Genomic DNA, 13333 nt, shown 5'->3' on the forward strand with positions numbered 1-13333 from the left:
GCCGTCCCGAACCTGCTGGTCGGCTCAGCGCCACTTCTAGACGTTTGCGCAGGTTTGAAAGCGGTCGTTGAATTCACGCTGGTTGAAGAGCTCGCCGCTCGAGCCGTCCGGGCGACGGACTCGCCAACCCCGCGTGTAGACCATCGACACTGCGCGCCGCATTGTCTCCTTCGGGGTTCCACAGCGGCTGGCGGCGATGCAATTATGTGCACTGTCACCGGAACTATGTCACCGGAACTAATCATGTGCACTGTCACCGGAACTTGTCACCGGAACTCTGCGGAACTCCGGAACTCTGTAACCGGAACTCCGACATCACCTATTCCGGCTTGGGCTGCGTCGTGGCGGAGCAGGGGGTCGCCGTCGAGCTTTCGATCTATCGCGGGAGAACGAGACGGGTTGGACGATGGAGGTCGTCGACCAGAACGGCACATCGATCCGGTCACGTGCGAACGCGTCCTCACGGTTCCAGGCCGTCTCGCCGATCCGCGATCGGCAGCCGGCGCTCTGCCGACGAGGCTAAGGCTTGTGCCGCCCGGCCCGCTGCGTCCCGACGTCCGCCCCGGGTGCGAACGTCGGTGCGGCCGCCTCAGACGGTGGGAACGGTGCCGCCGTCGATGACGAACTCGGCGCCGTGGATCGCGGCGGCGCGGTCCGAGGACAGATAGGCGATGAGATCGGCGACCTCGTGAGGATCGGCCGGACGTCCGATCGGGATGCCCCCCAGGCTGTCGAGAACCACTTGCCGCGCCTCCTCGATCGTGCCGCCGTTGGCGGCCTGCAAGCGCTTCAGCAGGTCCGCTGACGATTCGGTCATGATCCATCCCGGCGAGACGACATTGACCCGCACGCCCTTGGGACCAAGTTCCTTGGACACCGACTTGCTGTAGGTCCTGAGCGCCGCCTTGGCGGCGGCGTAGGCGGTGGTGGCCTCGGGCAGCGGAAGGACCGACTGGATCGAGGTTACGTGCACCACCGCGCCGCCGCCCCGTTCGATCATCTGCGGGATCAGGAGACGATCGAGGCGAACGGTCGCCAGCAGGTTCAGATTGAGTTCGGCGAGCCAATGATCGTCGGTCAGGGCGAGGAAACCGCCGCCCGGTGTGGACGATCCGCCGATCACATGCGCCAGGATGTCGATCCCGCCCAGGCGTTCGACCGCGGCCTCGGCCACGATCCTTGCGCCCTCGGCCGTGGTCAGGTCCGCCTGCACGAACACCACCCCGTCGATGGGGTCCGGGGTTCCGCGCGCCGCCGTGAGCACCCGGGCGCCGCCTGCCAGGAAGCGATCGACGGTGGCGCGGCCCAGGCCCTTGGTGCCGCCGCTGACGAGCACGCGTTTGCCGGCGAATTCGGTGGGATCAGCCTTGACGGTCATGCGGTGATCTCCAGCGCCTTGATCGCGTCGTCTTCGAGCGTGAAGCGATAGGTGAATCGGAGCGGACTGCCCTTGAAATCGCCATGCGCGGGGCCTTCGACCACGACCTGATCGTGATCGGCGCGAACGGAGTCGGGCGTGAAGATCGCCTGGACGGGGATCACGGCCTGTTCGAACAAGGTCCGCAATTCGGCGTGGCCCTGATGACGGCCTCCATTGTCGAGGAGGATCGCATCGGCGGCGAAGGGCTTCAGCATTCGGTCGACATCGAGGCGGGCATTCGCCTCGACATAATCGGCTATGGGTTTGGGGAGTTCGATCGGCATTGCTCATCTCCTTCGGGGGGACGAGAGCGATTTAGCGACCGAGAGGCCCGCCGATAATCGGGACGAACCGGCATGTGGCATCCCGGTTTCCGGGATAATGTCGAACCCTTGGTGGATGCTCGTCTCTCCACCGCGCGGAATTGGTGGCCGTTAGGGGACGATCCGATGCTTGGCGCCATAGAGGGCGCGACTCACGGCGGGGGAGGGGCGGTCCTGTTTCCGTGGATTGATTCCGACCGATCCACCACCGCGCGTCGTCGCCGGCACGCCGCTATCCCAGCTTCTGCGCGAGATGCGCGCCGATCACGGCGTCGACGATGGCGTCGTCGGCGGGCACTTGCCCGTCGAGCATCAGCATCGCCAGGCCGTGCGCCACCGACCAGGCCTGTAGCGCGAACACCTGAGGATCCATGGGCGCCGGCGCATAAATGCGGGCGTTGGCGAGCAGGAATTGCATCGCCTCGTCGCTGCCTTGGGCGCCCTGCATCAGATCGGCCGGGGCCGGGTGCTGGAAGGTGAGGCGGAACAAGGCCGGGTTGCCCAGCGCGAAGCGGACATAGGCGGCGCCGGTGGCGGCGAAGCCCTGGACCCCGCCGCCGGCGCCGTCGAAGGCCGCATGCTGGGCCGCTGCCAGCCTCGCCAGACCCTCCGCAGCGAGCGCCGCCATCAGCGCGCCCTTGTCGGGAAAGTGCCGGTAGACGGCGGTCGCGGACACGCCCACGCGCCGCGCCAGCTCGCGCAGCGACAGCTGATCGGCCGGTCCCTCGGAGATCAGGCGCAGGCCTTCCTCGATCAACGCGCGGCGCAGATCGCCGTGATGGTATTTCCGATCGGATGTTGACACTGTTGACATCTTAGCTATGTTGTCATCGTTAACATCGGAGAACGGTCATGGCCAGCGCAATCGAAACGTCGATCCGGTCCGCCCTCGTCAAGGGCGTCACCAAGCTCGCCGACTTCAACCGGCGCCGCTTGCCGCCCGCCGACGCCCACCCCTATCTGTCCGGTCTCCACGAACCGATATCCGCGGAGCTGACCCTGACCGACCTGAAGGTGACCGGCACCATTCCGCCGGTCTTCAACGGCCGCTACCTGCGCATCGGCCCCAACCCGATCGCGCCCGACCCCGCCTCCCATCACTGGTTCGCCGGCGACGGCATGGTCCATGGCGTGGCGCTGAAGGATGGGCGCGCCCAATGGTATCGCAATCGCTGGATCCGTTCGGAGCGAGTCGCGCAGGCGCTCGGCCAGCCGCCGGCACCCGGGCCGCGCCACGGCGGCTTCGACACGGTCAACACCAATGTGATCGGCGTGAACGGACGCATCTTCGCCCTGGTCGAGGCCGGCAGCTATCCTGTCGAGCTTTCGGCGACGCTGGACGAACAGACCTACAACCCCTTCGACGGCACGCTCAAAGGCAGCTTCACCGCGCATCCGCACCGCGATCCGCGCAGCGGCGAGCACCATGCGATCGCCTATGAAGGCACCGATCCGTCGACGATCCGGCACATCGTCCTCTCGCCGCAAGGGCAGGTGGTGCGCGAGGAGCCGATCGCGGTCGCAAACGGCCCGTCGATCCACGATTGCGGCCTGACCGCGCGCTTCGCGATCATTCTCGATCTGCCGGTAACCTTCAGCATGCGGACGCTGATTGCCGGGCACAGCTTCCCCTATCGCTGGAATTCCCGCCATCAGGCCCGGATCGGACTGCTGCCCAGAAGCGGCCGGGGCGAGGACGTGATCTGGTGCGCGGTGGATCCGGTCTATGTGTTTCACGTCGCCAACGGCTACGACCTGCCCGACGGCCGCGTGGGGATGGACGTGATCGCCTACGACACGATGTTCGACCGATCGACCCAGGGACCCGACAGCGCGGGAAGGCTGGAACGCTGGACGATCGACCCGGCCGCGCGGTCGGTGGATCGCCGGATCATCGATGCCGCGCCGCAGGAGTTCCCGCGGCTGGACGAGCGCCGGTTCGGACAGCCCTATCGCTATTGCTACACCATGGCGATCGCACCGGATCCGAGCGACGACAGCGCGTTCGCCGGCACCTGCCTCTACAAGCACGATCTGGAAGCGGGCGGGCGCCAGGTGCACGATTTCGGCCCCGGCCGCCATCCCGGCGAGTTCAGCTTCGTACCCGCAGCGCCCGACGCCGGAGAAGAGGAGGGCTATCTGATCGGCCTCGTCGTCGACATGCGCCGGCAGGAAACGGAGCTCGTCATCCTCGATGCCCGACTTTTCGGCGAGGCGCCCGTCGCCAGCATTCGTATTCCTCACCGGATCCCCGCAGGCTTTCACGGCAATTGGCTGCCGACGGCGGGCTAGCACATCGTCCCCACCGGGCGAGCGCCGGATGCGGTCTTGGCGGCGTGCCGGCCGTTCCTCGAGAGTAACCGCCGCCCGGCTTGGCAATCGTGAAGAGCCGGCTCCTCCGGCCGGCACTGCCGCCCAAGCTTGACCGCGATGCGCGACGGGTGGACAAGAATCGGGGCGCGCACCCGGGCTCGGCCCGAAGAATGCGCTTGCGCCGGGCATCACTGTCGGGGCGCCAAGGAAGCGGGAGACGTGGATGCTGTCCCATTTCGTCAGATCCGGATTGCGGGCGATGGTCGCGGATCGTTGGTTCGGGCTCGCCAATCTCGGCGGGCTTGCGCTCGGTCTCGCCTGCGTGATCCTCGTCGGGCTCTTCGTCCATTACGAGCTCAGCTACGACGATTTCCTGCCGGGCAGCGACAGCCTGTATCGGGTGGACACGGTCGAGAGTGTTCCCGGCCAGCCGCCGATCGAGATCGCGCTCACGCCAGGGCCCTTGAAGCCGGCTTTGCTCTCCGAATTCCCGCAGATCGAGGCTGTGACCCGCGCCTTCGCGGTCGAGGGGGAGGTGCTCCGCGACGCCGCGCTTTTTCGCGAGAGGATCGTCGCCGCCGATTCCGATTTCCTCGGCGTGCTGAGGCTTCCGCTGCTGGCAGGCGATGGGCGGACGGCTCTGGCGGATAGCGGGTCCGTGGTTCTGAGCGCGCGGCTGGCGGAGAAAATGTTCGGGTCCACGGCCGTGGTCGGCCGAAGGCTCAGCCTGCGGGCTCCGGTGGCGCGGGATTTCACGGTCTCGGCGGTGTTCGAGACCTTGCCGTCGAACAGCCACATGGATTTCGATCTGATCGTCCCCCACGCTGCCTATTTCGGCGCCAACACCGACGAGATCCGTGAGATCCCGGACAGCTGGGCCGGCGCCTATTTCCACACCTATGCGCGGCTTCGGCCGGGCATCGACCCCAGGGACATTCTCGCGCAGCTGCCGGCCGTCGTTGACCGCAGGCTGCCGCCGCGCCTGGTGGCGGCGATCGGGCCCGCGGCACATGATCTCTTCTCGTTCCGCCTGGTGCCGATCAGGGACGTCCATTTCGAAGGCGCGGAGTTGGAGGCGATGCGCCCGCCGGGGAGCCGTGCGGGCGTGATGAGCCTCGCGGCCGTTGCCCTCCTCGTTCTCGTCATCGCTTCGGTGAACTTTGCGAACCTAACGGCGGCACGCTCGACGTTGCGGGCCCGCGAAGTCGCGCTGCGCAAGGTCGTCGGCGCATCCTCGCGGCAGATCCTCGCCCAATTCCTGGTGGAGGCGATCGTCGTCGCCGGAGCCTCGGGCGTCGTCGCGATCGCGCTGTCGGAGCTGCTCGGGCCCTATGCCGCGAACCTGCTCGGCCTTGCCGGAAACCCGCTTCAGGCCGGCATCTGGCAAGTGTGGGCCGGGGTCGCGGCCTTGATTCTCCTGACCGCGGTCGCCGCGGGCCTGTATCCCTCGATGCTGGCGTCGCGGATCGGGCCGGCGGCCGTGTTCAACGGCAGTTTCGCCTTTCGATCGGGCGGACGGGCGAGGCGCGCCTTCGTCGTCGGGCAGTTTGCAATCTCCATCTGCCTCATCGCCGTCGTCGCCACGATGCTGCTGCAGTTCCGGATGACCCGGGATGCGGATCTCGGCTTCGACCGGAATGACATCCTTGTCGTCCGGGTTGCGGACGAAAGCGGCCAGGAAGTGCTGGCAAGATCGCTCAAGGATGGCTTTCGTACGCTGGCCGGCGTGACCGAAGTGGCATCATCGTCGGCGGTTCCAGGCGACGTTTCGGAAGACAATATGTCCGTGCGGCCCTCCGGCGCCTCGAGCGATGTCCAGCTTGGTTTCCACCGTGTCGATCCTGCCTTCTTCGATACCTATGGCGTGACGGCGCTTGCGGGGCGTACGCGGAACATTCGGTCGGCACGGACGGACGAGGCGCGGCCCGCCTCCGGCTCCGTTCCGATCGTCCTGAACCGAAGCGCCGCGCGGCGCCTGGGCTATCAAGACCCGGCCGGCGCGATCGGACGGGCGTTGAGACACGGCGATACCGCCTACGAGATCGTCGGAGTCGTTCCCGACCTCCATTTCCGATCGCTCCGTTCGTCCGTGCGCGCGGAAATGTTCATCATCGACGACACGGCCGCGAGCGCGATCTCCGTTCGTTTCAGGCCGGAAAGCCTGTCCGCGTTGCTGCCTGCGATCGACCGCGTCTGGCGATCCCGGATTGCCGACCGCCCGATCGAGCGCGACCTTCTGGCCGATCTGCTGGAGCGGCTCTACGATCGCGAGGCCCGGCAGATGCGCCTGCTGTCGATCTTCGCGGCGCTTGCGACGGCGCTCTCGTGCCTCGGCCTGCTCGCCATGGCGGCCTTTGCCGTGCAGCGCCGAACCCGCGAAATCGCGGTCCGCAAGGTGCTCGGCGCAGGCGCGCTCGACATCTTGCGGCTGCTCCTCTGGGACTTTGCGAAACCGGTTCTGATCGCGGCCGCGATCGGCTGTCCGGCGGCCTGGCTGCTTGCGCGCCGCTGGCTGAACGGCTTCTCCTATCGCATCGACATGCCCTATCCTGCGATCGTGGGCGCGGCCGGGATTGCCCTCATCCTCGCGCTGATCGCCGTCGCCTTCCACGCAGCGCAGGTTTCGCGGACGAAGCCTGCGCTGGCCTTGCGGCGCGAATGAGCCGGCGACGTACCGGGGATGAATCCCTTACCGTACCTTTGGCTGAACGCTCGCCGGTGGCGCCGATCCGGCGGAACTTGTTGCGTGGCCGGAGGGGAGGCGCGCGGTTGCGGCTTGTCGAGGGCCGTTCTGAAGCGTCCTTTTGAAGGGCAGCCGAGCCGAAGCCGGACGTTCGAGGCATTCGAGCGGATGCCCGTTGGCGGACGCAGGGTCACGGCACGGCGCCTACGTCCGCTCCGGACAATCGCCGTTCATCCCGCGAGAATTCCGTCGGCCCGCTGATCGACCAGAGCGAGCAGTTCGGCCCGGTTTGCCGTGGCCCAGGGCCGGACGCCGATGGCGGGCCTGCCCAGCAAGTAGGGCACGTCGTCCTTGACGGTGCCCATATAGCCCATCCGTCCGTCGGCGAACTGTGTCAGAAGCTCGAACGAGCTGCGGGCATACCAGTCCTCGACTTCCAACGTGCCTTTCTTGAACAGCGCCTCCATCTCCGACGCTCCGAGCACGTTGCAGCGGATCGGACGGTCGAGCACTTCGCTGAGTGCGGTGGCCAGTTCCTGGCCGGTCATGGTTTCGGTGCTGAGATAATAGTCCTTCGAACCATGGCGTCCCGGACCGTCGCGCAAGACCTTGGCGGTGACTGCGGCCAGATCCTCGAGCGCGACGTAACCGACCCGGTTCTCGCCCCAGAATGTTGAGAAGGTGCCGCCAATGGGCTGCGACACGCTGAGCATGTTCTCGAGAAAGACATTGGGATGCAGGTGCGTCCAAGCGATGCCACTGGCCTCGATGTAGGCTTCGACAAGCGCGAACCAGCAATATTTCGAGTCGGTGGCGTCTTCGGCCGCGAAGACGCCCTGGTTGACGATGTGCTGCACGCCCGCCTTCTTCGCGGCGTCCACCACGGTCTTGGTTTGGTGGGTCATGGCGATGGTGTAGCCGGTGAGAATGTTCATGCGATCGACGCCACAAAGCGCAGGGCCGAAGGTTCTCGGATCGTCCAGATCGAACAAGACCGCATCGCGCCCATCAGCGCGGAGCCGCTCCAGATCCTTCTGCTTGCGCACGCCGATACGGATCCGCACGCCACCAGGGTTCCGGTCGAAATCCTCCAAAATCAGCCGACCAGTCTGGCCGGTGGTACCCATGAGGAAGATGAGAGGGGTGGTGTCGGTCGTCATTTGAGTTTTCCAGTAGGTCGTCGTGTTGCGAAAGGGCGGCGCGATCCGGCAGCTGGATTACGCGGGACGCGGGGGGCTCCGGGCTCGATGTCTGTCGCGCCGGTCACATGAACAGCGCACGAGTCAGGCGCACGGCATAGTCGGAATCAGGGTTGGTGGTGCTATCGCCCACCCGCTCCATGATGGCTTCGATCGCCAGTTCGCGCCGCCTCGGCAATCGCGCACGCTCCGCCGACGCGAGAGCGGCAGGCATTTCCTCCCGGGTAAGGTCCGTGCAGTAGCAGGGCGATCCGGGCTGCTGGCGCCAGGACTCCGCGAGGGTGCCTGAATAGATCGGGTCGAGACCCGTTTCGTCGACCAGCATCATCGCGACGTCCCGCTCCCGGTCACCATCGGCGGCGACGGGAATGGCGAGACGATCCGCTGCCCCCGGAGGCGCTCCCTTTTCGGCAAAGGAGGCGGAGGTGATCGCATTCCACGCCTTGGCGATCGGTCGACCGATCTGCGCGGCGACCCACTCGCTCTCGGTCTGCCCGGCCTCGATGGCCGCGATCTCGCCGTCGCGCTTCGGATAGTAGTTCGAAGTATCGATAACGATCGTTTCGACGGGCACATCTGAGAATAAAGGTGCGATCCGAGGAATGGCGCCAAGCGGCGTAGACATGATCACCACGTCGACACCTGTGACAGCATCTGCGGCGGTGACCGCGCGAGCACCGTTCCTGAGGATTTCGACGTCGATCGTCTCGGGGCCGCGCGAGTTGGCGACCTTTACCTCGTGCCCGCCCGCGATCAGCTTTGTCACCAGCGTGGCGCCGATGTGGCCGGTGCCCAAGATACCGATTTTCATGGTTTTCTCTCTCTCTCATATCTGGCGTGTCAGCAAAGACGGCGGCGCGCGGTGCCGCGCCGCCGGCACGCCTTTGCAGCCCCGGCGCTTCGTTCAGGCGTGGAAGGTCACGCTCGTGTCGAGGGGCACACGATCCATGCGCACGCGGTTGCCCGGCGCGTCATCGTCGGGATAACCGAAGGAGATGCCGAACAGCAGCTTCAAATCGTCGGGAATTCCGAGGAACTCGCGTATCGTGCCTGCGAAGAAGCCCAAAGCGGTTTGCGGGATGCCGCCGAGGCCACGTGCCGCGAGCGAGAGCAGGAAGGTCTGGCCGTACATGCCCATGTCGCCCGCGACGCGGACATTGTCGCCGAACGACGGCATGAACAGGAACGCCGCCTGTGGCGCGTTGAAGAAGGAGTAGTTCATCGCGCCCGCGCGATGGCGTGCCTCCTTGTCCTCGCGCATGACGTTCATGGCTTCGTAGTAAGCCTTGCCGAGCGCGTTGTTGCGCTCGCGATATTCGCCGTAGAAGTCGTTCACGTCGAACGAGAAGTCCGGCGTGAACTCGCCGGCATCGTTCTTGGCGTGAAGCACCCGGGAAAGCTGCTTCAGCTTCTCGCCGCAGACGACATGGGTGTTCCACGGCTGCGTGTTGCAGTTGGATGGCGCGTATTGCGCATCTTCCAGCACCTCCCGGAGGACGCTGTCCGGGACCGGCTTGTCGAGAAAACCTCGGATCGAGCGCCGGACGCGGGTGGCATCCTCGAACGACAACAGGCCGGTGGATGTTGCTTCAGTTTCGCGTTGAATGAGCTGGGTTGCCATAACTACCTCTTGGAAAACCTGGATTGTTACCGATCGGATTTGTCAGCGGGCCAGGCGAGGTCGTCGAGCGTGACTCGCAGGTCCGAGATTCCTTTCTCGTCGAGCTTGCAGGCACTCCTGATCTGACCGCTGACCGCCTGAACTTGCGCACGAAGCGCTTCGCCGGCGGGGGTCAGGTCGATCAGAACGCGTCGCTCGTCGGCTGCGTCACGGGTCCGTGTGACCTTGCCGGCGGTGGCAAGCCGCTTGAGGAGGGGCGTGATCGTGCCGGTGTCCATGCCGAGCTTGGCGCCAAGATCCCCGACCGTGCGGGGTGTCCCGGCGAACAGTTCGAGCAGCACGAGATATTGCGAAAAGGTCAGGCCCAACGGCTCGAGGAACGGCTTGTGCATCCGCGCCATGCGGTTGGCAGCGCCGTACAAGGCGAAGGACAATTCACTGCCCGCGCCGGACCGGTGGGACGCCTGCCCGCCGGCATATTCCGAAGTGTCTGATTTCATAGTACGCTAGATAATAGCGTGCTTTGCAGCTTCAAGAGCCAGATCGGCAAATGGTAGCGACGTCCGTCGGCTGGCCATCAGCACCAGGGGCGAGGGGCTACTGGACGTTCGGGAAGCCGACTGGCCAGCAAGCGGCCGACCTCGGACCCTCTCGTTTACACCGAAGGGTGCCGTGCGCGTCCCGCTTTCCCCGCGAACGATCCAAAACCCGCCAGTCCCCGGCGGCCAGGTACAGCCTAAGTGCGGACCGAAGAAAACTCCGGCAGCAAGCTCCAACCCGTTACGACCTATGACCGCTTTTGGGTCGCGATCCTCACACCTCCGCTCGCAAAGCCGCGAAGCGATGCATGTCTCTGGTGGCATCCCCGGTTCCAGAACGATGCGGCGCACGATTGGCCGCGTGCGACCCTGACGGAGGCGTTCGCGACGCAGTCTGCGTCTCGAGGCGCAAGTCGCTGATCAGCACCGAGCGGCGAGGCACTCCTCGCCACACCGTGCCTTCCACGAACTCCGTCCCGGAACGGAGCTCGCGCGCTGAACGGGCCGCCCGGCTCAGGGCTGCCAATTGGGCCGGTAGGCGGGATCGAGGCGGCGATCGAGGAAGTAGGCTGCGCTGACGAAGGCAAGATGGGTTAATGCCTGCGGGAAGTTGCCGAGCGGCAGGCCGCGCGCGTCGAGCTCCTCCGAAAACAGCCCGAGCGGATTGGCATAGGCCATGCCTTGGGCGAGCATCATCCGGGCCTCGTCGACCCGCCCGGCGCGCGCGAGACATTCGGCATACCAGAAAGTGCAGGTGGTGAACGCACCCTCGCCGCCCTCCAGCCCGTCCGAATTGCGGTAGCGATAGACCAATCCGTCGTCGCGCAGCTGCCCGCCGATGGCATCCAGGGTCTTCAGCCACACCGGATCGGTCGAGGACACGAAACGGACGAGGGGCATCATCAGCAAGGCCGCATCGAGCTCGGTCCCGCCGCGTTCCTGCACGAAATAGCCGAGCCGGGGGTGACGGAAGTTGGTCCAGATATCGTCGACGATGGCGTCGCGGGTTTCGGCCCAGGCGACCAGCGGGGCGGGGAGCGAGCGCTTCTTGGCGAGGCGGATGGCGCGATCGAGCGCCACCCAGCACATCACGCGCGAATGGAGGAAGTGCCGAGGCTGCGAACGCATTTCCCAGATGCCCGCGTCCGGTTCCTGCCAATGGCCGATGACATGATCGACCAGGCCGCGGACGTGCTGCCAGCCGTGATGGCTGATCGCGGTGCCGTATTTGTTGGAGAGATAGACGCTGTCGAGAAGCTCGCCGAAGATGTCGAGCTGGCTCTGCGCATGGGCCGCGTTGCCGATCCGCACCGGCCGGCTGCCGGCATAGCCGGCGAGATGCTCGAGCGCGCGCTCGTCGGCGGCCTCGGAACCGTCGAGCGCATACATGATCCGGAGCGGGTTGCCGCGATCGGCGGCCATCACCCGCTGTCCCACCCAATGGTTGAAGCGTTGGGCCTCTTCGACGAAGCCGAGCCGCATGAACGCATAGACGGTGAACGATGCGTCTCGGATCCAGGTCGCACGATAGTCCCAATTGCGTTCCGCGCCGGTCGCCTCGGGGAGGGAGAAGGTCGCCGCCGCGGCGATCGAGCCGTGCCGGGCCGAGGTCAGCAGCTTGAGCGCCAGTGCCGACCGGAGAACCTGCTCGCGCCAGCGCCCCTTGTAGGTGGTGCGCGCCAGCCAGGCCCGCCAGGCCTGTGTCGTTGCGTCGATCTCGTCCGTGATCGCGGCATCGTCCGGGCAGACGCACGTGTCGTCGCCGAGCACGAACCAGCAGCTTTCCCCTTCGGCGAGGGTGAAGCGGGCGCTCGCAGCGCCGGGCTCCGGCTCGAGCCGAACCGAGGCGAAGAGCCGAAGCACGAGGTCACGGCCGGCGAAGCGGACTCCGTCCTCGAGCGCGACGACCCCCGGCGTGTCGCGCCCATAATCGAAGCGCGGCGCACAGCGCGCGGTGAGCGCGATCCTCCCTCTGGTCGCGGTCACGCGTCGGATCAAACGGCGTGTGCTCCGACCCGGCTGCTCTCCCGTATCGGGGTGCGGCATCAGATCGACGATCTCCGCGCTGCCTTCCTCCCCCATCCAGCGGGTGACGAGCACGTTGGTGTCCGGGATGTAGAGCTGCAGGGTGCGCGCCTCCCCAAGCTCGGGCGCGATCGCGAAGGCGCCGCCCTTGCCGGCGTCGAGCAGGTCGGCGAAGATCGTCGGGCTGTCGAGCGCGGGCCAGCAAAGATAGTCGATGGTCCCGTCGCCCGCGACCAGCGCCGCGGTTTCCAGATTGCCGATGATGCCGTGGTCGCCGATCGTCCGAACCGGCTCACCCATTGTCGCGAAATTCCGGGTAGAGCGACATGCCCCCGTCCACGAACAAGGTCGTGCCCGTGACGTAATCGGCGTCGTCGGAGGCGAGCCACACCGCGGCGCGCGCGACATCCTCGGGCTCGCCGATGCGGCCATAGGGGATGAGGCGGAGCAATTTCGTCAGTGCTTCCTCGCTGTCCCATACCTCCTTGTTGATCGGAGTCCTGATCGCCCCGGGGGCGATGGCGTTGACTCGGATCCCGTCGGCCGCAACCTCCTGGGCGAGCGAGCGGGTCAGCATGCGGATTCCGCCTTTGGCGGAGGCATAATTGATGTGGCCGGCCCACGGGATCACCTCGTGCACCGAGCTCATCGCGATGATCACGCCGGAACTTCGGGCGGGACGCGAATCAGGCGATTGTCCGCGGAACCGACGCACGGCCTCGCGCGCGCAGAGGAACTGGCCGGTCAGATTGATGCCTATCACGGTGTTCCAGTCGTCGAGCGTCATGTCGGCGACCGCGGCATCCTTCTGGACGCCCGAATTGGCGACGAGCACGTCGACGCGCCCGAAGGCTTCCACCGACGCGTCGAACAAAATGAACGACGTCCTCCTCTTTCGACACGTCCGCCTTCACCGCGATCGCGCGGCCGTCCTGGCCGGTGATGCGGCCGGCGAGTTCCTGTGCGGCTTCGGGGTGCGAGCGGTAGTTGATGACGACGGCGGCGCCGGCACGGGCCATCGCTTCCGCGACCGAAAGACCGATACCGGAACTCGCGCCGGTCACGATGGCAACATGGTTGGCAAGGGAAGGGGTGATCGAAGGCAAGGCAGGCTCCTGTCGAGCGGAGGGCGTGAAAGATGGGCGAACGTCCGCGCCGGCGGTTCGTGCCGAAGGGCAGCGCATCGGCCGACATCGGTCGGTTTCCGGCA

The 13333-nt window shown here is 66.2% G+C and carries 11 protein-coding genes and 1 pseudogene; 2 read left to right on the top strand and 10 right to left on the bottom strand.

Going from position 1 to position 13333, the window contains the following annotated elements; all coding sequences use genetic code 11:
* Positions 1-589: 589 nt before the first annotated feature.
* The 3 genes from C7I55_RS27015 to C7I55_RS27025 all read right to left on the bottom strand — a co-directional run bounded on the left by C7I55_RS27015 (position 590) and on the right by C7I55_RS27025 (position 2557).
* Positions 590-1378 (bottom strand): SDR family oxidoreductase, encoded by a 789-nt coding sequence (locus tag C7I55_RS27015; RefSeq protein WP_106516170.1) that lies wholly within the window; start codon positions 1376-1378, stop codon positions 590-592.
* Positions 1375-1704, bottom strand: a complete 330-nt coding sequence (locus C7I55_RS27020; RefSeq protein WP_106516171.1) for a nuclear transport factor 2 family protein — start codon at positions 1702-1704, stop codon at positions 1375-1377. The genes C7I55_RS27015 and C7I55_RS27020 overlap by 4 nt, the downstream gene beginning before the upstream one ends.
* A gap of 271 nt (positions 1705-1975) precedes the next feature.
* A complete protein-coding gene (locus tag C7I55_RS27025) occupies positions 1976-2557 on the bottom strand; it encodes a TetR/AcrR family transcriptional regulator (RefSeq protein WP_106516172.1) in 582 nt (193 codons plus the stop codon).
* Between the two features lie 38 nt (positions 2558-2595).
* Between C7I55_RS27025 and C7I55_RS27030 the strand changes: the two genes are divergently transcribed.
* Positions 2596-4035, top strand: a complete 1440-nt coding sequence (locus C7I55_RS27030) for an 8'-apo-carotenoid 13,14-cleaving dioxygenase (RefSeq protein WP_106516173.1) — start codon at positions 2596-2598, stop codon at positions 4033-4035.
* 244 nt (positions 4036-4279) lie between these two features.
* Entirely contained in the window at positions 4280-6718 is a 2439-nt protein-coding gene (locus C7I55_RS27035) for an ABC transporter permease (protein ID WP_106516174.1), read from the top strand.
* A gap of 251 nt (positions 6719-6969) precedes the next feature.
* Here the strand turns inward: C7I55_RS27035 and C7I55_RS27040 are convergent, their stop codons facing one another.
* The 7 genes and pseudogenes from C7I55_RS27040 to C7I55_RS29535 form a co-directional block, all read right to left on the bottom strand.
* Positions 6970-7899, bottom strand: coding sequence for an NmrA family NAD(P)-binding protein (locus C7I55_RS27040; RefSeq protein ID WP_106516175.1), 930 nt, complete (start codon positions 7897-7899; stop codon positions 6970-6972).
* A gap of 103 nt (positions 7900-8002) precedes the next feature.
* Entirely contained in the window at positions 8003-8749 is a 747-nt protein-coding gene (locus C7I55_RS27045; RefSeq protein WP_106516176.1) for an NADPH-dependent F420 reductase, read from the bottom strand.
* Between the two features lie 93 nt (positions 8750-8842).
* Positions 8843-9559 carry a nitroreductase gene (locus C7I55_RS27050; protein WP_106516177.1) on the bottom strand — a complete coding sequence of 239 codons (717 nt, stop codon included), beginning with the start codon at positions 9557-9559 and terminating at the stop codon, positions 8843-8845.
* Between the two features lie 26 nt (positions 9560-9585).
* The gene (locus tag C7I55_RS27055; RefSeq protein WP_106516178.1) at positions 9586-10059 is read right to left on the bottom strand and encodes a MarR family winged helix-turn-helix transcriptional regulator; all 474 of its coding nucleotides are present in this window, start codon (positions 10057-10059) and stop codon (positions 9586-9588) included.
* Positions 10060-10611: 552 nt separating this feature from the next.
* A complete protein-coding gene (locus C7I55_RS27060) occupies positions 10612-12423 on the bottom strand; it encodes a glycoside hydrolase family 15 protein (protein WP_106516179.1) in 1812 nt (603 codons plus the stop codon).
* A complete protein-coding gene (locus C7I55_RS29130) occupies positions 12416-12997 on the bottom strand; it encodes an SDR family oxidoreductase (RefSeq protein ID WP_233222443.1) in 582 nt (193 codons plus the stop codon). The genes C7I55_RS27060 and C7I55_RS29130 overlap by 8 nt, the downstream gene beginning before the upstream one ends.
* Before the next feature lie 43 nt (positions 12998-13040).
* Positions 13041-13307 (bottom strand): annotated as a pseudogene (locus tag C7I55_RS29535) (SDR family NAD(P)-dependent oxidoreductase); the annotation flags it as partial.
* Positions 13308-13333: the final 26 nt, after the last annotated feature.

This window comes from Allosphingosinicella deserti (assembly GCF_003012735.1).
GTDB classification, from domain to species: domain Bacteria; phylum Pseudomonadota; class Alphaproteobacteria; order Sphingomonadales; family Sphingomonadaceae; genus Allosphingosinicella; species Allosphingosinicella deserti.